Source organism: Micromonospora fulviviridis, from assembly GCF_014648395.1.
Classification (GTDB): Bacteria; Actinomycetota; Actinomycetes; order Mycobacteriales; family Micromonosporaceae; genus Micromonospora; species Micromonospora fulviviridis.
This window is the reverse complement of the sequence record NZ_BMRA01000003.1, coordinates 371,236-394,486: the sequence shown is the minus strand read 5'-3', so window position 1 is coordinate 394,486 and position 23,251 is coordinate 371,236. Positions and strand designations below refer to the sequence as shown.

The 23,251-nt window shown below is 73.5% G+C and carries 22 protein-coding genes; 8 read left to right on the top strand and 14 right to left on the bottom strand.

Annotated elements, in window-relative coordinates:
• Positions 1-82: 82 nt before the first annotated feature.
• The 3 genes from IEY96_RS10385 to IEY96_RS10375 form a co-directional block, all read right to left on the bottom strand.
• The gene (locus IEY96_RS10385; RefSeq protein WP_189194593.1) at positions 83-640 is read right to left on the bottom strand and encodes a dihydrofolate reductase family protein; all 558 of its coding nucleotides are present in this window, start codon (positions 638-640) and stop codon (positions 83-85) included.
• Between the two features lie 55 nt (positions 641-695).
• Complete coding sequence (locus IEY96_RS10380; RefSeq protein WP_189194592.1) at positions 696-1,634, bottom strand: sigma-70 family RNA polymerase sigma factor; 939 nt, start codon at positions 1,632-1,634, stop codon at positions 696-698.
• A 72-nt stretch (positions 1,635-1,706) separates the two neighbouring features.
• The gene (locus IEY96_RS10375) at positions 1,707-2,120 is read right to left on the bottom strand and encodes a nuclear transport factor 2 family protein (protein WP_189194591.1); all 414 of its coding nucleotides are present in this window, start codon (positions 2,118-2,120) and stop codon (positions 1,707-1,709) included.
• 119 nt (positions 2,121-2,239) lie between these two features.
• On the opposite strand from IEY96_RS10375, the gene IEY96_RS10370 reads away from it, so the two are divergent.
• Positions 2,240-2,755: a DinB family protein gene (locus tag IEY96_RS10370; protein WP_189194590.1), complete on the top strand. Its 516-nt coding sequence runs from the start codon at positions 2,240-2,242 to the stop codon at positions 2,753-2,755.
• 82 nt (positions 2,756-2,837) lie between these two features.
• Here IEY96_RS10370 and IEY96_RS10365 read toward each other — a convergent pair whose 3' ends face one another.
• Together IEY96_RS10365 and IEY96_RS10360 are read right to left on the bottom strand one after the other, a co-directional pair.
• Complete coding sequence (locus tag IEY96_RS10365; protein ID WP_189194589.1) at positions 2,838-4,424, bottom strand: DHA2 family efflux MFS transporter permease subunit; 1,587 nt, start codon at positions 4,422-4,424, stop codon at positions 2,838-2,840.
• Positions 4,425-4,587: 163 nt separating this feature from the next.
• Positions 4,588-5,520, bottom strand: a complete 933-nt coding sequence (locus tag IEY96_RS10360) for an AraC family transcriptional regulator (RefSeq protein WP_189194588.1) — start codon at positions 5,518-5,520, stop codon at positions 4,588-4,590.
• Between the two features lie 81 nt (positions 5,521-5,601).
• Between IEY96_RS10360 and IEY96_RS10355 the strand changes: the two genes are divergently transcribed.
• Positions 5,602-6,102: an anthrone oxygenase family protein gene (locus IEY96_RS10355; RefSeq protein ID WP_229791497.1), complete on the top strand. Its 501-nt coding sequence runs from the start codon at positions 5,602-5,604 to the stop codon at positions 6,100-6,102.
• A 12-nt stretch (positions 6,103-6,114) separates the two neighbouring features.
• On the opposite strand, the gene IEY96_RS10350 is transcribed toward IEY96_RS10355, so the two are convergent.
• Together IEY96_RS10350 and IEY96_RS10345 are read right to left on the bottom strand one after the other, a co-directional pair.
• Positions 6,115-6,678, bottom strand: coding sequence for a DUF305 domain-containing protein (locus IEY96_RS10350; RefSeq protein ID WP_189194586.1), 564 nt, complete (start codon positions 6,676-6,678; stop codon positions 6,115-6,117).
• Positions 6,679-6,749: 71 nt separating this feature from the next.
• A complete protein-coding gene (locus IEY96_RS10345) occupies positions 6,750-7,496 on the bottom strand; it encodes a lytic polysaccharide monooxygenase (protein WP_189194585.1) in 747 nt (248 codons plus the stop codon).
• A 246-nt stretch (positions 7,497-7,742) separates the two neighbouring features.
• On the opposite strand from IEY96_RS10345, the gene IEY96_RS10340 reads away from it, so the two are divergent.
• Positions 7,743-9,818 (top strand): cellulose binding domain-containing protein, encoded by a 2,076-nt coding sequence (locus tag IEY96_RS10340; protein ID WP_189194584.1) that lies wholly within the window; start codon positions 7,743-7,745, stop codon positions 9,816-9,818.
• Between the two features lie 12 nt (positions 9,819-9,830).
• On the opposite strand, the gene IEY96_RS10335 is transcribed toward IEY96_RS10340, so the two are convergent.
• The 3 genes from IEY96_RS10335 to IEY96_RS10325 form a co-directional block, all read right to left on the bottom strand.
• On the bottom strand, positions 9,831-10,718 hold the full coding sequence (locus IEY96_RS10335; RefSeq protein WP_189194583.1) for a phosphatase PAP2 family protein: 888 nt from the start codon (positions 10,716-10,718) through the stop codon (positions 9,831-9,833).
• A gap of 97 nt (positions 10,719-10,815) precedes the next feature.
• Entirely contained in the window at positions 10,816-12,456 is a 1,641-nt protein-coding gene (locus tag IEY96_RS10330; RefSeq protein ID WP_189194582.1) for an MDR family MFS transporter, read from the bottom strand.
• Entirely contained in the window at positions 12,453-12,923 is a 471-nt protein-coding gene (locus tag IEY96_RS10325) for a MarR family winged helix-turn-helix transcriptional regulator (RefSeq protein ID WP_229791496.1), read from the bottom strand. Before IEY96_RS10325 ends, IEY96_RS10330 begins: the two co-directional genes overlap by 4 nt.
• Positions 12,924-13,024: 101 nt before the next feature.
• On the opposite strand from IEY96_RS10325, the gene IEY96_RS10320 reads away from it, so the two are divergent.
• The 5 genes from IEY96_RS10320 (at position 13,025) to IEY96_RS10300 (ending at position 17,168) form a co-directional block, all read left to right on the top strand.
• Entirely contained in the window at positions 13,025-13,615 is a 591-nt protein-coding gene (locus IEY96_RS10320; protein WP_189194580.1) for a TetR/AcrR family transcriptional regulator, read from the top strand.
• 30 nt (positions 13,616-13,645) lie between these two features.
• The gene (locus IEY96_RS10315; RefSeq protein WP_189194579.1) at positions 13,646-14,008 is read left to right on the top strand and encodes an MmcQ/YjbR family DNA-binding protein; all 363 of its coding nucleotides are present in this window, start codon (positions 13,646-13,648) and stop codon (positions 14,006-14,008) included.
• A 28-nt stretch (positions 14,009-14,036) separates the two neighbouring features.
• Positions 14,037-14,663, top strand: coding sequence for a GNAT family N-acetyltransferase (locus IEY96_RS10310; RefSeq protein ID WP_189194578.1), 627 nt, complete (start codon positions 14,037-14,039; stop codon positions 14,661-14,663).
• A 66-nt stretch (positions 14,664-14,729) separates the two neighbouring features.
• Positions 14,730-16,061, top strand: coding sequence for a low temperature requirement protein A (locus IEY96_RS10305; RefSeq protein ID WP_189194577.1), 1,332 nt, complete (start codon positions 14,730-14,732; stop codon positions 16,059-16,061).
• Positions 16,062-16,109: 48 nt separating this feature from the next.
• Positions 16,110-17,168 (top strand): SRPBCC domain-containing protein, encoded by a 1,059-nt coding sequence (locus IEY96_RS10300; RefSeq protein ID WP_189194576.1) that lies wholly within the window; start codon positions 16,110-16,112, stop codon positions 17,166-17,168.
• 9 nt (positions 17,169-17,177) lie between these two features.
• Here the strand turns inward: IEY96_RS10300 and IEY96_RS10295 are convergent, their stop codons facing one another.
• The 4 genes from IEY96_RS10295 to IEY96_RS10280 form a co-directional block, all read right to left on the bottom strand.
• Positions 17,178-17,462, bottom strand: a complete 285-nt coding sequence (locus tag IEY96_RS10295) for a hypothetical protein (protein ID WP_189194575.1) — start codon at positions 17,460-17,462, stop codon at positions 17,178-17,180.
• Entirely contained in the window at positions 17,456-17,773 is a 318-nt protein-coding gene (locus IEY96_RS10290) for a hypothetical protein (RefSeq protein ID WP_229791495.1), read from the bottom strand. The genes IEY96_RS10295 and IEY96_RS10290 overlap by 7 nt, the downstream gene beginning before the upstream one ends.
• A gap of 112 nt (positions 17,774-17,885) precedes the next feature.
• A complete protein-coding gene (locus tag IEY96_RS10285; RefSeq protein WP_189194574.1) occupies positions 17,886-22,169 on the bottom strand; it encodes a discoidin domain-containing protein in 4,284 nt (1,427 codons plus the stop codon).
• A 91-nt stretch (positions 22,170-22,260) separates the two neighbouring features.
• Positions 22,261-23,251 (bottom strand): discoidin domain-containing protein (locus IEY96_RS10280; protein ID WP_189194573.1); only part of this gene is annotated, 991 nt, incomplete at its 5' end.

The following is a 23,251-nucleotide window of genomic DNA, read 5'->3' as shown; positions in this document are numbered from 1 at the left end:
GCTCCCGCCTCTCACCCGCTCCCCCGGCCAGCCTAGGCGCTACCCCGGCACGTCCTCCCGCGGTTCGTCGAAGGCGATGCGGTCAGCGTGCCGGCCGTCCGTACCGCGCGAGGACGGCGGCGCCCGCCTGCTCCGCCGACAGGCACTCCAGGTACGCGGGCGGGCCGCCGGCGGGGAAGAGCCGCTGGCCGGTGCGGAGGATCGTGGGGAAGGTCAGCAGGCGGTACTCGTCGATCAGGTCCTCGGCCATCAGCGTGTGCACGACGCGCAGGCTGCCGGTCACGATGACGTCGCGCCGCTCGTTCCGGACCGCGTGGACGACGTCGCCGTCGACGATGCGGGAGTTCCCCCACGCCGAGACGTCGCTCAGCGTGCGGGTGGCGACCAGCTTGGGCACCGCGTTCATCCGGCGTGAGAAGGGGTCGTCGCGTCCGGGCCAGAGCCGGGCGAACAACTCCCAGGTGGTACGCCCCAGCAGCATGACTCCCTCGTCGAGCAGGCTGCCGAGGCGGAACTTGTCCCCCGCGACGGTCTCCGGGCCGTGCCGGAAGGCCCAGCCACCGGCGGGCGTGCCCCCGGACCCGTCCGGGTCGGACACGATCCCGTCGAGGGTGACGAACTGGATGACGATGACGCTCACGATGATGTCCCTTCGGTGGGTGCTCACCGGTACGTACCGGCGGCACCGGCCGGACTCATCGCACCCGGCGGAAATCGTCGGGAGCCAGCTGCTCTGGCAGGTCGAACGCCTCGAACACGCCCGGATCGGCGAACACGACGTTGTGCGCGACCCGGCCGCCGGCGACCGTCAGGACCTGCAACGTGTGCAGCCCGTGGGTGCCGTCGGGCTGCGGTGCGTACGCGGCGAGCGCCGGTTGCCCGTTGGCGCTCAGGCGTGTCATGCGCCAGCCCGTCCCACGGGTCCGGAACACCCGGTCCAGGAACCGGCCGTAGTCGCGGCTGCCGCGATACCAGAGGGGCACCGGCGGCATCTCCAGGACCGCATCGTCGGTGAGCAGCCGCACGAGCGCGGGAACGTCCGCCGCCTCGAAGGCCCGCACGTACTGCTGGATCACGGCACGCACCCGCGGATCGTCCGGCTCGGTCACCTCGCCGGCGTCACCGACGTCCGCGAGTGCGACGCGGGCGCGCTGCAGCGCGCTGTTGACCGCCGCCACCGTGGTGTCGAGCTGCGCGGCGACCTCGGCGGCGCTGAAGTTCAGCACGGCTCGGAGCAGGAGCACGGCCCGCTGGCGGGCCGGCAGCACCTGCACCGCGGCCACCAGCGCGAGCCGCAGGTCGGTCCGCACCTCCGGGTCGATCCGGGCGTCGGGAAACGGCTGCAGCCACGGGATGTCCAGCGCCGGTGTGAGGGGCGCCCCCGGGTCGGCACTCGGCGCGCCCAGCCCGGACGGCAGGGGCCGCCGCGCCCGCCCCTCCAGCGCCGTCAGGCACACGTTCGTGGCGATCCGGTACAGCCAGGTCCGTACCGAGGCGCGCGTGGGGTCGTACCGGTCGCGGGCGCGCCACGCGCGCAGCATGGTTTCCTGGACCAGGTCCTCGGCCTCGTGGAACGAGCCCAGCATCCGGTAGCAGTACGCCAGCAGCTCACCCCGGTGAGGCTCGAAGTCCACGCGCCCATCCTGGCCTACGCGACGCCCGCACCCCGGCGCGGGCGGGCGGGCGACCCGCTCCGCGGGCGAGCGTCAGGCCGGCACGTCCTGCCACAGCTCGTTGAAGGCGATGCTGTCGAAGAAGGCGGTCCCCTCGACCACCTTGCCGTCGCGCATCCGCAGGAACCAGGCGACCGTGTCGGTGTACGTCGTGCCGATCGTCGTGGTGCCCGCGCCGTTCCACGCCACGACCACGGTCCCGGTGGTCGGATCCTCGTGGATGCCCCGGATCAGCACGGGCCGGAAGGGATCCTCCGCGGTGAAGCGCGCCTCGAACGGCTTGAGCACCTCCTCGACGAACTGCCGGGCGGGCTGGTACAACCCGGCCGCCACGGAACGGCCGATGATCTCCCAGCGCAGGTCCTCGGCGAAGATGTCGGTGATGCTGCCGGTGCCGGCGGTCCAGGCGGCGAAGGCGTCCGCGACGATCTCCCGGTTGGCGGTCATCGGCGGCTCCCCCTCGTCTCCCGGCGGCGGGCGCCCCGGACGCCGGCGCCCCTCCGCCCATCCTGCGCCGGAACCTCCGCGGGCGGCGGCGGATCCGCCGCACCGCCTACGCTGAGCGCGTGGATCGGTGTGACGAGTGCCTGTTCGTCTATTCGGCGCTCGGCAGCGGGGAGCTGCCGCAGCGGTTGCGCGACCTTGCCGCGCGCTATCCGGCCGCCCTGCACGGGGTGCCGGACCCGCGCCGGCGGCCGGCCCCGGAGGTGTGGTCACCGCTGGAGTACGCCTGCCACGTCCGGGACGTGTTCCGCGTCCAGGGTGAGCGGGTTGCGCTGGCGCTGCGCGTGGACGAGCCGGAGTTCCACCCGATGGGCCGCGACGAGCTGGTGATCACCGAGCGCTACAACGCGCAGGACCCCGAGGTGGTCCTCGTCGACCTGGCCACGGCCGCCGACGAGTTCGCGGCCCGCTTCGCGGCGCTCGGCGAGGTGGAGCTGGACCGCACCGGCGTCTACCCGTGGCCGCGGCGCGAGGCGCGGACGCTGCGCTGGCTCGGCCGGCACACGGTCCACGAGGCCGAGCACCACCTGCTCGACATCCGCCGGGCCGGCGAGGCCCGGACGGCCGGCGGGGCCTGACGCCGGTTGGCGTCAGGCCCCGCGACGGCGAGCCGGCCCGGATCGGGCCGCCGGGACGCTGCCCCGCGGCCCGACCGGCCGGTCAGTGGATCGGGACCGGGGTGGGACGCTGTCCCTCCCCCGCCTCGCCGTCGAGCAGGTGCGACGGCTCGCGCCGGCGCGGCAGCAACGCGGCCGGGATGAAGGTGAGCAGCACCAGCCCGAAGCCCACCCAGAAGGTGGTCGCGAAGGAGCCGGCCGCGAAGTCGAGCCCGCGCTCGATCAGCGTCGGCGGCACCGGGAACTGCTGGAGCAGCTCCGGCCGCAGCTGCGAACCGATGGCCAGGTCGGCCTCGCTGACCGGGTTGCCGCTCGGGTCGGTCACGCCCGGGATCACCTCGGAGCCGTTCAGCCGGCTGGTGAGGATCACCGACATCACCGCGGCGCCGACCGAGCCGCCGATCTGCTGGAGGATGTTGACCAGCGTCGAGCCGCGGGCCACCTCGGCGGCGTGCAGCGTCTTCAGCGCCGAGGTCATGATCGGCATCATGGTGCCGCCCATGCCGAGGCCCATCACGAACAGCGAGCCGCAGAGCAGCCAGTAGGACGTGTGCGGGTCGACCTGCGTGAAGGTGAAGAACCCGGCGGCGATGAGCACCAGCGCGAACGGCACCGTCCGGCCGACCGGCACCTTGTCGGCCAGCATGCCGGCGATCGGCATGGTCAGCATCGCGCCGATGCCCTGGGGCGCCATCAGCAGGCCGGCGGTCAGCGTCGACTCACCGCGGATCTGCAGGAAGTAGCTCGGGAACAGCAGGCCCGCGCCCATGAACGCGATGATGAAGACGAACAGGGTCGCCGCGGCGATGGTCAGGTTGCGGTTGCGGAACAGCCGCAGGTCGAGCAGCGGGTGCTGGGGCCGGAACGAGTAGAACACGAAGGCCACCACGAGCACGGCGCCGACCAGCATGGGCAGCCAGACGCCGTTGTCGCGGACCGTGCCGGCCTCCGGCAGCGAGGAGACGCCGTAGAGGAAGAGGGCCAGGCCGGGCGAGAGCATCAGCATGCCGAGGAAGTCGAACGACTCCGACGGCTCGGGGTTGTCCTTCGGCAGCGCGAGCTGGGCGTAGATCAGCGCGACGACGCCGATCGGCAGGTTGATGAGGAAGATCCAGTGCCAGCTGGCGGTGTCGATCAGCCAGCCGCCGAGGATCGGGCCACCGATCGGGCCGAGCAGCATCGGGATGCCGAGGACGGCCATGAGCCGGCCGATCCGGTGCGGGCCGGCCGCACGGGTCATGATCGTCATGCCGAGCGGCATGAGCATGCCACCGCCGAGGCCCTGGACCACGCGCCAGGCGATGAGCTCACCGATCGAGTCGGCGGTGGCGCACAGCCCGGAGCCGATGGTGAACAGCGCCAGCGCCACCATGTAGAGGCGCTTGGTGCCGAACCGGTCGGCGGCCCACCCGCTGAGCGGGATCACCGTGGCCAGTGCGAGCGTGTAGCCGGTCATCGTCCACGCCACCCGGGCGTACGAGGCGTCGAACTCGTTCTGGAACGTCGGCAGCGCCACGCTGACGACCGTCACGTCGAGGATCGACATGATCGCACCGAGCACGACGACGCCGGCCACCTTGAGTACCGCGGCGTCGAGCTTGTTCGATGTCGCGACAGGTTGCTGGGTCACAAACAGTCTCCTGGTTCAGGTCCGGTCGGGGGCGCTGGCGGCGCCGCGCGCCGGTGAGGGCGCGGGGTGACGGGCGGTGGGGCGGCGTCCGGCAGGAAGCGTAGTCATGGGCTGCGACATCGCGCGGCCGGTTTACCGGGATCACCGGCGACCCGGGGCCGGCTCAGGCCGTGGCGCGGTGGTCGCGCGGATTGACGCCACGGACCCGTTTGAAGGCCGCGCTGAGCGCGAAAGGGCTGCTGTAGCCCACTCGGCGGGCCACCGCGGTGAGGGTCAGCTCGGTGTCGCGCAGCAGGTCGGCGGCGAGCGTGAGGCGCCAACTCGTGACGAAGGTCATGGGCGGCTCGCCGACCAGTTCGGTGAACCGGCGGGCGAACGCGGCCCGCGAGGCGCCGGTGGCGGCGGCGAGGTCGGCCACCGTCCAGGCGCGGGCCGGGTCGTGCTGCACCAGCCGGACCGCGCGGCCCACCACCGGGTCGGCGTAGGCCCGGTACCAACCGGGCGGCTGCGCGCCGGGTCGGCCCAGCCAGGTGCGCAGCACCGCGATGACGAGCAGGTCGAGCAGCCGGTCCAGCACCGCCTCCTGCCCGGGACCGTCCCGGTCCAGCTCCGCGGCGAGGAGCCCGACGACCGGCAGGTCGCCGTCGGCGGCGGTCAGCACCACGAGGGGCGGCAGTGCGGCGAGCAGGCCGGCGCCGACCGCGCCGCTGCTGGCGTACGTGCCGGTGAGCAGGGCGGTCGCGCCGTCCGGCCGGGTGCCCCAGGTACGCACGCCCAGCGCCATGGTCTCGGTCAGCTCCTGCCCGCCGAGGGTGGTGCAGCGCTGCCCGGGATGGATCACCACCTGCGGCGGGGTGTCCGGGTGGTCGGCCACCGTGTACGGGTCGGGCCCGCGCAACACGGCCACGTCCCCGGGTCGCAGCGGCACCGGGGCGCCGCCGTCGGGCGCCACCCACGCGCTGCCCCGGACCACCGTGGTGACGCTCAGCGGGGCGGCGTCGCGGACCCGGATCGACCAGGGCGGGTCCATCACGGTACGGAGCAGGAAGGCGTCCCGGGCGCGCAGCCCGCGGAGCACGTCGGCGAGGACGTCCACCCGATGAGCGTAGACGCTGGCGTATGGTTCCCGGCGTTCCGGCCATGGAGCGTCCAGCCCACCCGGTGTGCAATGGACGCCATGATCGCATCGAACGTCCGGGCCGGCGTACTGCTGCTGGCCACGGTGACCACGGGGTTGACGGCGGGGCTCTTCGCGGCCTTCGCGTACGCGGTGATGCCGGGCCTGGCCCGGGTGGACGACCGGGCCTTCGTGGCCGGCATGAGGTCCATCAACCAGGCCATCCTCAACGGCTGGTTCGCGCTGTGCTTCGGCGGCGCGCTGGTCTGCACCCTCGCGGCGGTCCTGCTGCACCTGCCCGCCGGGCGGCGCGGACCGCTGCCCTGGCTGATCGCCGCCCTGGCGCTCTACATGCTGGTGCTCGCGGTGACCGCGGCGGTGAACGTGCCGCTCAACGACCGGCTCGAGGCGGGCGCCGCCCGGCTGGCCGACCCGGCGGAACTGCGCGCGGCGTTCGAGGGCGCCTGGGTGCGCTGGAACGTGGTCCGGGCGGTGCTGAACACGGCGGCCCTCGGCTGCCTGGGCTGGGCGCTGCTGGTGGCCCGGTCGCTGCCCGACTGACCGCCGCCCGCCTCACCGGGCGCGCAGCTTCACCAGCAGCGCGACCTCGGCAGTCCGGGACCGTTCGATCCGGCCGGCGAGGTCGCGTACCCGGGCGCTGGTGCCGGCCTGGACCTGGGCGCGGGCCAGGTCCGCTGCGGTCCGCTGGTGCGCGGTGAGCACGTCGATGAGCACCCGGTCGACCTGGCCGGCCGGCGCGGCCCGCAGCCGGGCCAGCCCGGCGGTGGCGTCGCTGTGGCCGGAGTGGTCGTGCCGCTCGGCGGCCGCCACCGCGGACGGGCCGGCCTCGCGCAGCCAGCCGCGCATGGTGGCGAGCTCGTCGGTCTCGGTGGCGCGGACGGCGGCGATCAGCGTGCGGAGCTCCGGGTCCGTGCCGCGGTCGAGCCCGACCTGGACGAGTTCCAGGGTCTGCCCGGTGTGCGCCACCATCATGGCCAGGAAGAGCGCGTCGATGCCGCTGGTCGCGGTCTCGACGGCCGGCCCGGGGCGGGTGGCGGCGGTCGGCGCCGGCTGGCCGGTGCAGCCGGCCACGGCGAGCAGCGCGCCCAGCAGGACGGCGGCGAGCGGGCGGCGCATACCGGTCCTCCGATCGGGGGTACGGCGGGTGTCGGGTGCGGCGCACGCGGAGCGTGGCCGCACCCGTCCGGTCAGATCTGGAGCCACAGCGCCGGCACGTTCGGCGGTTCCCAGCCGGGGATCGCGGTGTGCGCCTGACGGCAGCGGTAGGTCAGGCCGTTGTAGGTGACCGTGTCCCCCACCTGGTAGGCGCGCCCGGCGGTCCAGGTGCCTCCGGGGGCCGGCGAGCTGGTCGGGGTGGGCGTGGGCTTCGGCGTGGTCGGGGCCGGGGTCGGTGTCGGCGACGGGGTGGGCGTGGGGTTGCCGCCGCCGCCGATCTGGAGGTCGACGCAGGAGTAGAAGGCGTTCGCCGTGTCGGCGATGTTCCAGACGGCGAGCAGTTTCTGCCGGCCGGAGAAGCCGCCCAGGTTGACGGTGTGCGACACGGTGGCGTCGGGCTGGCGGCCCCCGCCGTCGACGACCGCGACCCGGGTGTTGCCGATCCAGTACTCCCAGTTGGCGGTGGCGTGCCGGGCGGTGTTGACCCAGGTGAACGTCACCGAGCTGCCGACCGAGGTGGCCGGCCAGCCGCGGCTGTCGTCGTTGAGCACGGCGAACTGGGCGATGCCGGCGTGGCAGCTCTTCAGGCCCTTGGGGCCCTCGACGCTCTGCGGCTCGTACTTGATCTGGCCGCAGTCGGGCACCCGGTTCTGGGCGCAGAGCGCCTGGCGGCTGGGAGGCGAGGAGACGTAGCCGTGGGCCTGGGCGGGGGCGGCGACCGCCAGCGTGGCGGTGACGGCACCCGTGGTGAGCAGCGGCAGGGTGATTCTTCGACGCATGGCGGCAACTCCTTCGGGGCGGTGGGAGATGCCAATGAACATAAATTAAACCTTGTTAACAGTAAAGACTCCTGTCTATAAATTAAGCCGCGTACCCGGGGTCCTCCTTGAACGCCTCCGGGGCGGCGTGGAATTCTGGTACGTCGATGGCTCGCGCGGGGCCGACCGTCGTTCCCTGGGCACCCGGACACCACTCCGGGAGGGCGACGCGGACAGACGATCGCCCGACCCACGAAGGAACCCCGCATGAGCAGAACCCCCTCCACAGCGCGCCGGCTCACCGCGTACGCGGCCGTCCTGCTGCTCGCCACCGCGGCGCCGGCCGCCGTCGACCCGCCCGCCGCCGGCGCGGCGGCCGACCCGGTGACCGTGACCGTGAACGCCCGCGCCGGGCTGGCCACCGTGCCGGACACCGCGCTCGGCGTCAACCACGCCATCTGGGACCAGCACCTGGGCAGCAGCGAGACGTCGGACCTGCTCCGCGCGGCCGGCGTGCGGATGCTGCGCTACCCCGGCGGCTCGTACGCCGACATCTACCACTGGCGTACCCACACCGCGCCCGGCGGGTACGTCGCCCCGAACACCGACTTCGACACCTTCATGGCGGCGGCCAGGAGGGTCGGCGCCCAGCCGATGATCATCGCCAACTACGGCACCGGCACCCCGGTGGAGGCCGCCGAGTGGGTGCGGTACGCCAACGTCACCAAGGGCTACGGCGCGAAGTGGTGGACGGTCGGTAACGAGAACTACGGCAACGGCCACTACGGCTCGGCCTGGGAGGCCGACGACCACCCGGACCGGAGCGCCACCCAGTACGCCAAGTTGGTGGTCGAGTACGCCGACGCCATGAAGGCGGTCGACCCGAGCATCAAGGTCGGCGCGGTGCTGACCATGCCGGCGAACTGGCCGGACGGGCTGACCGCCGGCGCCGACCCCGGCCCCTGGAACCAGACGGTGCTCTCCCTCGCCGGACCGAAGATCGACTTCGTGGACGTGCACTGGTACCCGGGCGGCACCGCCGCCGAGTCCCTGGCCCGGACCGGCCACATCCCCGACGCCGCCTGGCTGCTGCGCCAGCAGATCGCCCGCTACGCCGGCCCGGACTCCGGTCGGATCGGGATCAGCTTCACCGAGCTGAACGTCGGCGCCGGCCAGAACACCCAGCCGGGCGCCCTGTTCCTGGCCGACGCCTACAGCGGGCTGCTGGAGCAGGGCGTCTTCACCGTCCAGTGGTGGAACGTGCACAACGGGATCGGCACGGTCTCGGAGGTCGCCGGGCAGACCGACTACGGCGACTTCGGGATGCTCTCCAGCGGCGGGTGCACGGCCGACGGGTCGGTCTGCGAGCCGCCGTTCAACACGCCGTTCGCGCCGTACCACGGGCTGTCCCTGATGAACCTCTTCGTCCGGGCGGGTGACCAGCTCGTCCGGGCCGGCACCGACCAGCCGCTGGTCACCGCGCACGCCGCCCGCCGGCCCGACGGCAGCCTGGCCGTCCTGCTGCTGAACAAGGACCCGGACACCGCCCACCCGGTGGCGATCGACTACGCCGGCTTCACCCCGGCGGACGAGGCGCCGACGGTGCACACGCTGACCAACGGCGCGAGCGGGGTGACCACGGGCCGGTCGGGTGGCGCGACCTCCCGGACGCTGCCGCCGTACTCGCTGACCACGCTTGTGCTGCGCCCCGCCGGCGCGGCCGACGGCCGGCCGGGGGCGCCGGGCCGGCCCACCGCGGGCGCGGTGACCGACCGGAGCGCGACCATCTCCTGGCCGCCGGCCGCGCCCGGCGGCGCGCCGATCGCCAAGTACGAGGTGTACCGGCAGCAGGGGGCGGCCAGCGAGCAACTCGGCGAGACGGCGGGCACCTCGCTCACCGTCGGCAACCTCGATCCGGGCACCCGGTACACCCTGAACGTGCTCGCCCGGGACACCGCGGGCCGGGTCTCCTGGTCCTCCCCGCCGCTCACCTTCGCCACCGGCAGCCCGGCGGCCAGCACCTGCGCGGTCCGCCTCGGCAAGGACACCGACTGGGGCAACGGCTACGTGGCGACCATGGAGATCGTGAACACCGGCCCGAGCGCGCTCGACGGCTGGACGCTGACCTGGACCTGGCCCACCGGCTGGCAGCAGGTGAGCAGCGGCTGGAGCGCCAACTGGTCGCAGGTGGGCACCGAGGTCAGGGTGACCAGCACCGCCGACAACCGCCGGCTCGCCGCCGGCGGCGGCAGCACCAGCGCCGGCTTCGTCGGCGCGTACAGCGGGCCGAACGTGCTGCCGGGCGCGTTCCGGCTCAACGGCACCGTGTGCACCACCCGGTGAGCCGGGCGGCGGTCACCCCCGGCGCGGTGGCCTGAGCCGCGCGTCGGCCGCCGACGGGGTCCGCGGGCTCCGTCGGCGGGCCGCGCCGCCCGGGCGGCGCGGGGCCGGAACCACGTGCGGGCGCAGCCGCGCGGCGGACGCCGGCCCGGCCGGTGGCCGGCGCGGCGCGTCCGGCCGGGGCAGCGCCGCCAGGATCAGCCCGAGGAGTGTCACCGCGACCACCCCGTCGAGCCAGTAGTGGTTGCCGGTGCCGACCACCACCAGCAGGGTGACGACCGGGTGGGCCAGCCACAGCCACCGCCACCGCCCGGCGGTGACCGTGATCAGCGCGACGGCGACGGCCACGGCCCAGCCGACGTGCAGCGAGGGCATCGCGGCGTACTGGTTGCTCAGCGTGTCGGCCTCCGGCGGGCCGTAGACGGCGGGGCCGTACCGGCTACCGGTGTCCACCAGGCCGGTGAGCGCGGTCATCCGGGGCGGGGCGAGCGGGACGAGGACGTGCAGGGCCAGCGCCGAGGCGGTGAGCGCGGCGAGCGCCCGCCGCATCCACCGGTAGTGCGGGGGGTGGCGGAGGTAGAGCCAGACCAGGCACAGCGCGGTGGCCGGAAAGTGCACGTACGCGTAGTAGCAGTTGGCCAGCCGGACCGGCAGCTCGTGGACGAGCAGCGGCGCCTGCACTGCCACCTCGTCCGGCAGGTGCAGCAGCCGCTCGAACCACCAGATCCGCTCCCCGTTCACCTGCGCGTCGGCGGACCGCCCGGCCACCGCCAGCCGGCCCGCCTTGTACGCGAGGAAGAGCACGGCGACGAGGGTCAGCTCGCGGACCGCCCGGCGCACCGCCCCGGCCGGCCGTGCGTCGACGGCCACCGGCGGGGGCGGCGCGGGCTGCGTGGTGTCCACAGCGCCTCGATTCGGTCACGGCCGGCATACGCCGGCCCAGGTGGGCACGGACCAGGGCCGCCGCCGGTACCGGCGACGGCCCTGGGACGACGGGGCGTCAGCGGCGGACGCGTTCGCCCGGCCCCGTGGCGTCCACGGCCACCTCGTCGAAGGCGGGCGCCCCGTCGACCGCGTCGGCCGCGACGGCGACCGAGCGGGCGGTGTCGGGCAGGTCCAGGCTGGACCGCAGGGTGACCGGCTTGAGCAACAGCGCGGCCAGGATCCCGACGACCGCGATGGCGGCCGAGATCAGGAAGATGTGCCCGGTCGCGTCACCATACGCGGCCCGCACAATGTTCTGCACCGGCGCGGGCAGGGCGGCGAGGTTGAGCGTGCTGCTGCCGCCGCCGCCCGAGGTGGGGATCCCGGCCGCGGCCAGGTCGTGGGTGATCCGGTCGGTGACCCGGCGGGCGAGCACCGCGCCGAGCACCGACACGCCGATGGTGCCGCCGAGCGAGCGGAAGAACGCCACCGTGGAGCTGGCCGCGCCGATGTCCTTGAGCGCCACGGTGTTCTGCACCGCGAGCACCAGGTTCTGCATGGTCATGCCGACGCCCACGCCGACGATGAACATGGCGGCGCCGACCAGGACCAGCGAGGTCTCGTGGTCGATGGTGCCGAGCAGGGCGAAGCCGGCCACCAGGATGATCGACCCGGCGACGATGTACGGCTTGATCCTCCCGGTGGCGGTGATCAGCCGGCCGGCGACGATCGAGGAGAGCAGCACGCCGGCCATCATCGGGATGGTGAGCAGGCCGGCCTCGGTCGGGCTGTAGCCGCGGCCGATCTGGAAGTACTGGCCGAGGAAGACCGCGCCGCCGAACATCGCCATGCCGACCGCGAGGCTGCCCAGGATGGCCAGCGCGGTGGTGCGCTCGCGGACGATCTCCAGGGGTACGACCGGCTCGGCGGCCCGCGACTCCACCAGGACGGCGAGGGCGAGCAGCAGCACCGAGCCGCCGACCATCGCGCCGGTCTGCCAGGACAGCCAGGCGAACGAGTCGTCGACGAACGAGATCCAGACCAGCAGCAGGCTGACGCCGGCGGCGATCAGGGTGGCGCCCAGGTAGTCGATCTTCACGTTGTCCCGCCGCGCGGTGGGCAGGTGCAGGGTGGCCTGGAGCAGGAGCAGCGCGACGACCGCGACGGGCACGCCGACGAAGAAGCACCAGCGCCAGCCGAGCCAGGAGGTGTCCACGATGAGGCCGCCGAGCAGCGGCCCGCCGACCGTGGCGAGGGCCATCACGCCGCCGAGGTAGCCGTTGTAACGGCCGCGCTCCCGGGGCGGGATCATCGCCGCGATGGCCACCTGGACCAGTGCCTGGAGGCCGCCGACGCCGATGCCCTGGAAGGCGCGGGCGGCGATGAGCTGGCCGGCGGAGTGCGCGAAGCCGGCCGCGACCGAGCCGGCCAGGAAGACCACGATGGCGACCTGGATCAGCAGCTTCTTGTTGAACAGGTCGGCGAGCTTGCCCCAGATCGGGGTGGTCGCCGTGGCGGTGAGCAGGGTGGCGGTGACCACCCAGGTGTACTGGGTCTGCGAGCCGTTGAGGGCTCCGATGATTTTCGGTAGGGCGGTCGAGACGACCGTGCCGCTCAGCATGGCCACGAAGAGCACCAGCAACAGGCCGCTGAGGGCTTCCAGCGTCTGCCGCCGGTTCATGGGCGCGGCGTCCGCCGTCGCGGTGGGTGCGCTCATCGCGCGTCCTCCAGGTTGTCGTGTCGGGTGAGGGCGACCTCAAGGTCGCGGGTGAGGCGCGCGAGCGCGGCGGACAGGGCCGCCACCTCGCCGGGGCTCCAGTCGGCGAGCGCGCGGGAGAGCACCCCGCCGTACCAGTCGTAGGCCTCGGTCAGGGCGGCCCGGCCGGCCGGAGTGACCGTGAGGTGGCTGGCCCGCCGGTCCTCCGGGTCGATGCGCCGGTCCACCAGGCCGTCGGCGACCAGGGCGGCGACCGCGCGGCTGACCGTCGAGGGGTCGAGCCGGCTCCGTTCCGCCAGGTCCCGGGCGTGGCAGCCCGCGGCGGCGCCCCGGTCGATGTGCCGGAGCAGCCCCACCAGGCCGGGCGGCACGGCCGGCCGGTCGTCCGCGCGCCGCTGCTTGAGCAGCCGCACGCCGGTCAGCAGATCCTGCAACCGGGTGACGAGCTCTTGGCTGGTGGCGTCCACTCTTCCCCTCCCCTGCCTTGGTTGCCTCAAGCAATCATTCGCGAATCTTGCGCAGTAGGCAAGTTTGCTCATTGAGAAACGGATCACGTACGCTGGGAGCCATGGAGGAGGCCACCGGGCTGCGGGAGCGGAAGAAGGCGGCGACCCGCCTCGCCCTGCACGAGGCGGCCCTGCGCCTCGCCACCGAGCAGGGGCCGGACCGGGTCACCGTGGAGGCGATCGCCGACGCCGCCAACGTGTCCCGGCGCACGTTCTCCAACTACTTCTCCAGTAAGGAGGAGGCGCTCTTCCACGGCGACACCATGCGGCTGCGCCGGCTGCTGGAACTGATCGGCGAGCAACCCGCCGACCTGGCGCCGTGGGCGGCGCTGAGCCGGGCCGCGCTGCGCCAGGCCGACGAGACGTACGACGAGACCGCCGAATCCTGGCTCGACCGGCGCCGCCGACTGCACGGCAACCCGGCCCTGGTGGCGCACCAGGTGGCCGCGTACACGGCGATCGAGCGGGAGCTGGCCGGGGAGATCGGCCGCCGGCTCACCGGCGCCGACGCGGCGCTGCGCGCCCGGATCCTCGCCGCGACCTTCCTGGCGACCCTGCGGGTCGCCGTCCAGCAGTGGATCGAGGCGCCGGACCAGCCGCTCCCCGGCACGCTCCGGACCGCGCTCGCCCACGCCGCCCCGGCGGCCGGCTGATTGTCGGAGGGTGGGGCTAGCGTCCACGGCGTGGTCACCGTCGACGAGGTCCGCGCCCTGGCCCGCACGCTCCCCCGCACCACCGAACACCTGATCCACGACCGGATCAAGTTCCGGGTGGGCGCGATCGTCTACGTCGCGTTCAGCCGCGACGAGCGGACCATGGGCTTCGGCTACCCCAAGGAGCAGCGGGACGGGCTGATCGCCGCCGAGCCGGACCTGTTCTTCCTCCCCCGCCCCTCCGACCTGCGGTTCAACTGGGTCTGCTGCCACCTCGAGCGGCTCGACCACGCCCAGATGACCGAGCTGGTCTGCGAGGCGTGGCGGATGGTGGTGCCGAAGTTCCTGGCCCGCCAGCGGCTGGGTGAACCGGGGCCGCCGGGGCTTCGGTGAGAGCGATACCAGGCCGTACGGTCCCGGCATGAGCGGCACCACGACATCCACGGCGGCCGTGCGGCCGTACCGGCCCGCCGACCACGAGGCCGTCTACGACATCTGCGTCCGCACCGCCGACGCCGGCGGCGACGCCCGCGGGAGGTACGCCTCCGATGACCTCATGCCCGACCTCTTCGCCGGCCCCTACCTGCACCTCGAACCGGACTTGGCGTTCGTGCTGGCCGACGCCGGCCGGGTGGTCGGCTACGTGGTCGGCACCGCCGACACCCCCGCCTTCGTCCGCGCCTACCGGCGCGTCTGGATCCCCCGGCTGGCACACCGCTACCCCGTGCCGGCCGGCGACCCCCGCACCCCGGACGAGGAGATGATCGCCCTGCACCACCACCCCGAGCGGATGCTGGTGCCGGAGCTGGCCGGCTATCCGGCCCACCTGCACATCGACCTGCTCCCCAGCCACCAGGGGCGCGGCCACGGCCGGCGGCTGCTGGAGACGTTCCTGGCCGCCGCCGCCCGGGCCGGCGCGCCCGCGCTGCACGTCGGCATGGTCACCGCCAACGTCCGGGCCCGCGGCTTCTACGACCGGCTGGGCTTCCACGTGATCCCGGTGCCCGACCCGGGCCCGCTCACCTACCTGGGCCGGTCCACCACCTGAGGAAGCCGGCCGGGACGCCGGTCGATTCCGCCCCGGGGGCCGTCCCGCCGCTGACAGACTCGGGCGGTGGGCCGCGACGGGTGGGGCAAGGGGCTGGGGCCCGCCGTGCCGGTGGCCCCGGCCGCCCGGGTGGACAAGTTCGAGGTCTTCTTCGACCTCGTCTTCGTGGTGTCGTTCTTCATCATCACCCGGGCCACCGCCGCGAACGTGACCCCGCGGGAACTGCTGCACGCCATGCTGGTGCTCGCCGTGCTCTGGTGGTGCTGGGTGGTGCACAGCGCGGTGGCCACCCGGCTCCGGCTGGGCGAGGGCTTCGTGCCGGTGCTCATGGTGATCGGCATGGTGGCGCTCTTCACCTTCGCGCTGGCGCTGCCGCAGACCTTCGCCAACTTCCAGGAGGGCGCGGCCGGGCCGATCCTGGTGACCGTCAGCTACATGGTGATCCGCGCCGTGCACATGTCGCTCTACGCGTACGCCACCCGGGGCAACCCGCCGGCTCGGCGCAAGCTCTGGCAGCTCGCTCCCGAGGTGCTGATCACCACCTGCCTGCTGCTGGTCGCGGCGCTGCTCCCGCCCGAGATCGGGGATCGCGACCTCGGGCTCTGGGTGCGCGACGGGCTCTGGATCGCCGTGGTGGTCATCCAGTACGCCAGCGGCGTGCTGGTCGGCACCGACGGCTGGCAGATCACCTCCGCCGAGCACTGGACCGAGCGCTACGACCTGATCCTGATCATCGCGCTGGGCGAGTCGGTGATCTCGGTCGGCGTCGGCGGCAACCTGATCGGCAAGGCGGTGACCTGGCCGGCCATCCCAGCGGCGATCTTCGGCATCCTGTTCACCGCGGCGCTCTGGTGGGCGCACTTCGACATGATCGGCCCGGCCGCTCGGATCGCGCTGCACGCCGCCCAGGGCCGTCCGCGGGTGGCGATGGCCCGCGACGCGTACGCCTATCTCTACCTTCCCATGATCGCGGGGGTGATCCTCTTCGCGATCGGCGCGGAGGAGGTGGTCCGGACGATCACCGACCCGGTCGGCGGGGTGGCCGAGCAGGCCCACGGCCCGGCGGTGCCACTGCTCTTCGCCGGCGTGATGCTCTACCTCGCCGCGGACATGGCGTTCCAGCTGCGGACCCTGCGGACCGTGTCGTGGACCCGGGTCGCCGCCCTCGCCGCGCTCGCCGCCGGGCTGCCGGCCGGCCGGCACCTGCCGGCGCTCGCCGCGCTCGGCCTGCTCACCGCGATCTGCGTCGCGCTCGTCGCGGTCGAGCTGGTGATGATGGCGGAGGCCCGCGCCGCGCTGCGCCGGGCCGTCTACGAGGAGAAGGCCAGCCACGAGGCGAGCGAGGCGGCCTTCCGTGCCCGCTGGCACGACGGCGGCCCGGACCGGCCCGCGGAGTAGGGATCGCCCGTCCGACATGGTGGGACGGGCGCCCCTTAGAGTCTCCGCGTGATCGAGATCGCCACCGAGGTCGACCTGTTCCACCCGCCGGCACGGATCTGGCGGGCGCTGACGGAACGGGAGCTGCTCGCCAAGTGGTTCGCCGGAAGCGAGCCGCTGGGTGACCGGACCCTGCTGCGGACCGCGGGGCTGCCCGGGTACGACGCCGACACCGAGGTGGAGGTGGTCGAGCTGCGTGCGCCGGAACGCCTGGTGCTGCGCTGCCGGGAGGGGGACCGGAGCACCCGGCTGGCCTGCGACCTCGTCCCCACCGACCACGGTTGCCGGCTGTCCGTGCGGGAGGTGCTGGAGCAGGGCGACTGGGACGCCGACCAGCGCGCCGAGCAGCACCAGGGTGCGGTGACCGGGCGGCTCCCGGCGATCCTCGACTGGCTCGCGTTCCAGCAGGTCGACCTGCGCCGCGCCGAGGGCGGGCTGACCGCCGAACTGCCGGTGGTCGGGCTGCTCGGCGACGCCCGCAGCGGGGCCGGTCGCCGCCGGGCGGTGCTGGTGGCCGGGGTGCTGGCGGTGCTCGGGGCGGCCGCCGGGGTGACGGTCTGGGCCACCCGACCCGCGCTGCCGGCGCCGGCCGCCGCGCCGCCGTCGTCGCCGCTGGTGGTGCCCTCCGCGAGCAGCGGGTCGCCGAAGGCGACGCCGTCGCGGGCCACGCCGTCGGCCACCCGCCGCAGCGTCGCGCCGGACCCGACCCCGTCCGCCTCCCCCACCCGTGCGCCGAGCCCCAGCCCGTCGCCGGCCGCTCCGCTGGCCGCCAGCTACGAGACCGTCTCCGACCGGGTCTTCGGCTACCGCGGCCAGGTGGTGCTGAGCAATCCCGGTTCGGCGGCGCGGTCGGGCTGGACGGTGACCGTCACGCTCGGCGACGGCGCCACCGTCGGCACCGTCAACGGGGCCGAGGCGAAGCAGGACGGGGCGGTGGTCACCTTCACCGGCACGGCGGTACCGGCGGGCGGGTCGGCCACCATCCGGTTCGACGTGCGGGATCCCGACCTGACGGCCACGAAGCCGGAGGGCTGCACGGTGGACGGCTCGGCGTGCGCCGGGCTGTGAGCGGCCGGGTCAGCAGAACCAGCCGTCCTGCACCCAGCCGCGCCGGTTGACGTGCCCGTAGGCGAATCCGTACACGTAGCCGCCGCTGCGGGGCCCCTCGACCAGGAAGGTCTGGCCGCGGTAGAGGGTGCCCATCCACGCGCCGTTGGGGTCGGTCCGGACGAACAGGTCGGTGGCGCAGACGGTCTCCCGCTGCCCGATCGTGCCGTTGGCGGCGTGCGCGGCCGTGGGCAGGGCGGTCACCGCGAGGACGGCGGCCACGCCGGCGGCGGCGAGCCGGGTCGGGTTCACCATGAGTCGTAGCCTCCGATGCACTCCAGGCGCAGGTAGCCCCAGTCGTTGGGGCCGAAGTCGAAGGACGCCGCCCAGCCGTTGTAGACCGGGTGGACCCCGGGGGTGTGCCCGATCTTGTTGCCGTAGGTGAGGGTGCGCTTGAGCCCGTACGGGCCGCGGGCCGAGTCGTAGTTGTCGTAGAAGCTGGCGGTCTGGCACACCACGACGGCGTGCCGCGGGACGACGGTCTCGGCCCGGGCGGCCGCGGCCGTCCCGGGCGCCAGGCAGACGCCGGCGACGGTCGCCGCCACCAGCCGTACCGATCGACGCATCGGTACCTCCCTTCTCCGGTGGCCCACCCTAACCGATCAGAGTGACGTTCATCTATAGCTGCGGCGCCGCCGGGAGGACGGGGTCCCCCCGGCGGCGCCGCTGACCGGAGGGTCAGTTCCGGGTGATGGTGAACGTGCTGGTCGTGTTCCTGATGTCCTGGTAGTTGTCGGTCAGCCGGAGGTTGGTGAAGGTGGCGGAGCCGACCGCCGGACCCTGCCCCGGCTCGGGCATCTCGTTGACCCAGATGCCGAAGCCCGACTTGGCGTCGAAGGCGTCACCGCTGCGCCTCGCCCCGGAGATCGACACGTTGGTGAGGACCGTGTCGGTGACCGGGTTCTCCGGTTGGCTGCCGTTGTACTTGGTCTGGAACATGATCCCGGAGTACGTCGGGTCGACGATGTCCACGTCGGACACCCGGATGCCGCGGAACTCCTTGGAGGCGGAGAAGAGCCACATCGCGGGGAACGTCTGCGCACCCCAGAAGTGCCCACCCGCCCGGATCAGCGAGACGTTCTGGAACTGGGTGGGCGGGCTGGCGCCGAACCCGACGAACGGGTAGCCGAAGTCCAGCGAGCTGATGGTGATGCCCGAGTACGTCAGCATGTCGGCGATGTAGAGGTTGCGGAAGATGTTGTCGTAGCCGCCATACACGGCCACCCCGGCCGCCCGCCAGGTGAGCGTGGCGGTCAGGTTCTCGAACACGTTGCCGTGGTTGCCGCCCGAGCCGCCCTGGTCGGTCGCGGAGAACAGCGCGAAGGCGTCGTCGCCGTTGGAGCGGCCCTCCGAGTTGGTGACCAGGTTGTTGGTGCTGGCGTTGGTCATGTTCACGGCGTCGGCGAAGGTGTCCCGGAACCGGCTGTCCCGGATGGTCAGCCCGCTGACGCTCACCCCCCAGTACGCGCAGACGGTGTGCTCGACCCAGACGCTGTCCAGCGTCATGTTGTCGACGTCCTTCAGCTCGCCCCACACCTTGCCCGGACCGTCGATCCGGTTGGTGTAGTTGCCGAAGAACGCCAGGTGGGCGAAGGTCGACCCGCTCGCCGAGGACTCCACCCGGAAACCGGCGTCGGTGTTCTGCTGGTTGGTGGGCGTCTGGAAGCGGGTGTACCACATGCCCGCGCCGACCACCGTGACCGCCTTGCCGTACACCTGGAACTTCTGCGCGGTGTCGTAGGTGCCCGGCGGCAGGTAGACGCCGACGAGGTTGCCGGTGGTGTCCATCCGGACGGCGTCCAGCGCGTTCTGCACGTCGGCGTGGCTGAAGCCGTTCGGCACCTTGTAACGGGCCGGGTCCGGGTTGGCCCGCGGCGACACCAGTTCGGTGTTGACGAAGTCGATCGCGTACGTGGTGCTGTTGGCCGGGTCCTTCTGGAGCCGGATGGTGGCGCCGGCCGGGACGGTCGAGTTCAGCATCACGTTGGCCTCGTCGTACAGGTGGCGGGGCGCGCCGGCGCCCGGCGAGTCGCTCGGGCCCGCCTCGGCCCCGTAGAGCCAGATGTGCTTCGAGGTCAGGTTGATCGGCTTGTGCAGCACCCCGTTGACGTAGATGTTCAACGTCGAGTCGATCCCGCCGCCGCCCGGGGCGTCCGGGATGGAGAAGCGGGTGACCAGGGTGTTGGTGGCGGCCCGGGTGGTCCACTCGACGTACGCGCCGGTGGTGTTCAGGGTGACCGCCCGGCGGCCGGACGCCTCGCCGGCCAGGTCGCCGATGGTCCGGTTCGGCCCGATCACCTGCGCGCCGCCGCCGACCCGGCCGTCCTCGGCCTCGTACGTGTCGTACGGGACGTTCGCGCCCCGCCCGACGAAGAGCGCCCGGTCGCTGGTGTTGTTCTGCTGCTTGACCGGCAGTTCGTTGGCGTCGGCGGCGAGCGCCACCCGCACGGTGTACCTCCCGTTCGCCGCCGTCCAGGTCCCCAGGCTGACCGGCGGGCTCGTCGCCCCGGCCGCCAGGGTGCCGCTGTACGAGCCGGTGAGGGTGCGCACCACCGCGCCGCTGTCGCTCAGCACGGTGAGGGTGATGCCGTGCGCCCCGGCGGCCGAGGCCACGGTGCCCTGGTTGCGGATCGACACCGAGAAGTTGACCGCGGCGCCGGCGGTCGGCGTGCCGGGTGACCAGCTCACCGCCCCGGCCACCAGGTCGGAGCTGGGCACGGCGCTCACCGTCAGCGAGGCGGTGCGGCTGTTGTTCGACTCGTTCTGCTCGATGACCGTGTTCGCCTCGTCGGCCGTGGCGGTCACCTCGTAGGTGCCGGCGTTGCGCGCGCCGATGTTGACCGACACGGTCGCCGAGGCGCCGGCCGCGAGCGCGCCGACCGCCGCGGTGCCGACCTTCGTCGTACCCAGGTTGAAGGTCACCGCGGAGGCGGCGGCCGGCGCGGTGCCGGCGTTGCGGACGGTGGCGGAGAGGGTGACCGGGTCGGTCTCCACCGGCGCGGACGGCGCCGCGGACAGGGCCGTGACGGTGAGGTCCGGGTTCGGCGCCGGGGTGCCGATCACCTGGAACTCCGCGACCTGCCCGTTGGACGAGCCCGAGTTGGCGGTGAACTGGAGCCGCACGTCCGCGGCCGTGGCGCTCACCGGGATGGTCACCGTGTTGCTGCTGCTCGGGCTGAACGAGTACGTCGCCGAGCCGACCACGGTGGTGAACCCGGAGGCGGACTGCTCCCGGCCGAGCACCTGGAAGGTCTGCGTGCGCGGCCCCCACACCGGGTCCGGGTTGAGCTTCACCACGATGGCGCTGATGCTGGCGTTGGCGCCGAGCGCCACGGTCAGCGTGCTCGGGTACGCCCCCGGCGCACCCTCCCAGTAGGTCGTCACGTCGCCGTCGTTGGCGTTGACCGCGTTGAACACGTGCACCACCGAGGAGGCGGTGATCGGCTTGCCGGCGGCCAGGTTGGTGCCGCCCGGCGTGCTGCCCGTCCGGGTGACCGTGTTGGAGGTCGCCGAGACGTTCCCGGCCGCGTCGCGGGCCCGCACGTAGTAGGAGACGGTGGCGCTGTCCGGCTGGCTGTCGGTGTACGTCAGGGTGGAGCCGTTGACACTGCCGCGCAGTGCGTTGTTGGCGTAGACGTCATAGCCGGTGACGCCGACGTTGTCAGTCGACGCCGTCCAGGTCAGCCGGATCTGCCCGGCCGCCGGCTGGGTGTACGCCAGGTTGCCCGGCGCGGTCGGTGCCGTGGTGTCCCCGGTGTTGCCGGTGCGGGTGACGGTGTTGCTGTTGGCGGACTGGTTGCCGGCCGCGTCGCGGGCCCGGACGTAGTAGGAGACCGTCGCCCCGGCCGGCTGGGTGTCGGTGTACGTGAGGGTCGACGCTCCGACGCTGGTGCGCAGCGTGCCGTTGGCGTAGATGTCGTAGCCGGTGACGCCGACGTTGTCGGTGGACGCCGTCCAGGTGAGCCGGACCTGGTCGGCGGCGGGCTCGGTGAGGGCCAGGTTGCCGGGGGCGCTCGGCGGCTGGGTGTCGCCGGTGGCCGGGCCGTAGACCTCGAGCTCGGCGACCTGGCCGGCGGGCCAGCCGGTGTTGGCGGTGACCAGCAGCCGCACGTACCGGGTGGTGGTCGTGCCGAACGTGACGGTGACCGTGTTGCCGCCGGCGGGGTCGAAGGCGTACCCGGCGGAGGCGACGAGCGTGGTGAAGGTGGAGCCGTCGGTGCTGCCCTGCACCGTCAGCGTCTGGGTGCGCGCCGGCCAGCCGGCGGGCAGCTTGAGCACCACCTTGTTGGCCACCACGGCGGCGCCGAGGTCGACCCGGATCCACTGCGGGAAGGCGTTGTTGGCGCTCTCCCAGTAGGTGGCCGGGTTGCCGTCGTTGGCGTTGGCCGCGCCGTAGACGTCGGAGTGGCTGCTCTCCGCCATGGCCCGGCCCAGGGCCAGGTTGGTCGACGAGTTCGCCGCCCCGTACACCTCCAGCTCGGCGAGTTGCGCGGCGGCCCAGCCGGTGTTGGCGGTGACCGTGATCCGGACGTGGCGGGCGCTGGTGGCCGGGAAGCTCAGCGCGACCGTGTTGCCGTTGGCCGGGCTGAACGTGCGCCCGGCCGAGGCGAGCAGGGTGGTGAAGCTGCTTCCGTCGGTGCTGCCCTGCACCGACAGGGTCTCGGTGCGGGACTCCCAGCCGGCGGGAAGCTTCAGCACGACCTGGTCGACCGACTGGGCGGAACCGAGGTCGACCTGGGCCCACTGGGGGAAGGTGCTGCCGGCGCTCTCCCAGTAGCTGCCGGCGTTGCCGTCGGTGAGGTTGCCGGCCGCGTACGGGCCGTTGGCGCTGCTGGCGGTGGCGGTGCGGCCCAGCGCGAGGTTGGGACCGCCGGCCGCGGCGGCCGGGGACGGGGGCGGGGCCGTGACGGCCAGCGCGACCGCGGCGAGCACCGCGACCAGCCGGGTACGGAATCTGGACATGGTGGAGGGACACCTTCTTCCGGGGACGTGGAGAGGTGGTGTGGTGGGGGGTGGACGGGGTCCCCGCCGCGCCGCGGGGACCCCGGGGCGGTCAGGTGGCGTACACCTCGAACTCGCCGAGCTGACCGGCGGGCCAGCCGGTGTTGCCGGTGAAGCTCAGCCGCAGGTGCCGGCGTCCGGCGGACGGGAAGGTGATGGTGGCGGTGTTTCCGGTGGCCGGGTCGAAGGTGTAGCCGGCCGACGCCTTCACCGTGGTCCAGGTGGACCCGTCGGTGGAGCCGAGCACCGACAGCGTCTGGGTGCGCGTCTGCCAGGCCGGCGAGGGTGGCAGCTTCAGCACGACCCGGGACACCGGGTACGTCGCGCCGAGGTCCACGGTGAGCGACTGCGGGAACGCGTTGTTGGCGCTCTCCCAGTACGTGCCGGCGTTGCCGTCGACCGTGTTGGCCGCGCCGTACACGTCGGCGTGGCTGGTCTCGGTGACCGGCCGCCCGGCGGCCAGGTTGCCGCTCGGCGGCGGCGGGGTGGTGGTCGGGGGCGGCGTGGTGGTCGGCGGCGGGGTGGTGGTGCCGCCGCCGTACACCTCGAACTCGGCGGCCTGGCCGGCCGGCCAGCCGGTGTTGCCCGTGACGCTGAGCCGCAGGTGCCGCCGCTCCCCCGCCGCCAGCGGGATCGTCACGGTGTTGCCGGTGGCCGGGTCGAAGGCGTAGCCGGCCGACGCCTTCAGCGTGGTCCAGGTGGATCCGTCGGTGGAGCCGAGCACCGACAGCGTCTGGGTGCGCCGCTCCCAGCCGGCCGGCAGCTTGAGCACGACCCGGTCGACGGTGCGCGCCGCGCCGAGGTCCACGGTCAGCGTCTGCGGGAACGCGTTGTTGGCGCTCTCCCAGTAGGTGCCGGCGTTGCCGTCCACCGCGTTCGCCGCCGCGTACGTCTGGGTGCTGCTGGACGCGGTGGCCGGCAGGCCGAGGGCGAGGTTGCCGCCGGACGGCGGCGGGGTGGTCGGGGTGGGGCTCGGCGTCGGGCTGGTCGGCGTCGGCGTGGGCGTCGTGGGGGTCGGTGACGGCGTGCCGCCGGAGCCGATC

Coding starts and splice junctions, on each gene's coding strand:
- IEY96_RS10375 (WP_189194591.1), bottom strand. CDS start 2,120: ATGACCGCCAACCGGGAGATCGTCGCGGACGCCTTCGCCGCCTGGACC.
- IEY96_RS10355 (WP_229791497.1), top strand. CDS start 5,602: ATGATCGCATCGAACGTCCGGGCCGGCGTACTGCTGCTGGCCACGGTG.
- IEY96_RS10350 (WP_189194586.1), bottom strand. CDS start 6,678: ATGCGCCGCCCGCTCGCCGCCGTCCTGCTGGGCGCGCTGCTCGCCGTG.
- IEY96_RS10345 (WP_189194585.1), bottom strand. CDS start 7,496: ATGCGTCGAAGAATCACCCTGCCGCTGCTCACCACGGGTGCCGTCACC.
- IEY96_RS10340 (WP_189194584.1), top strand. CDS start 7,743: ATGAGCAGAACCCCCTCCACAGCGCGCCGGCTCACCGCGTACGCGGCC.
- IEY96_RS10330 (WP_189194582.1), bottom strand. CDS start 12,456: ATGAGCGCACCCACCGCGACGGCGGACGCCGCGCCCATGAACCGGCGG.
- IEY96_RS10320 (WP_189194580.1), top strand. CDS start 13,025: ATGGAGGAGGCCACCGGGCTGCGGGAGCGGAAGAAGGCGGCGACCCGC.
- IEY96_RS10310 (WP_189194578.1), top strand. CDS start 14,037: ATGAGCGGCACCACGACATCCACGGCGGCCGTGCGGCCGTACCGGCCC.
- IEY96_RS10295 (WP_189194575.1), bottom strand. CDS start 17,462: ATGGTGAACCCGACCCGGCTCGCCGCCGCCGGCGTGGCCGCCGTCCTC.
- IEY96_RS10290 (WP_229791495.1), bottom strand. CDS start 17,773: ATGCGTCGATCGGTACGGCTGGTGGCGGCGACCGTCGCCGGCGTCTGC.
- IEY96_RS10285 (WP_189194574.1), bottom strand. CDS start 22,169: ATGTCCAGATTCCGTACCCGGCTGGTCGCGGTGCTCGCCGCGGTCGCG.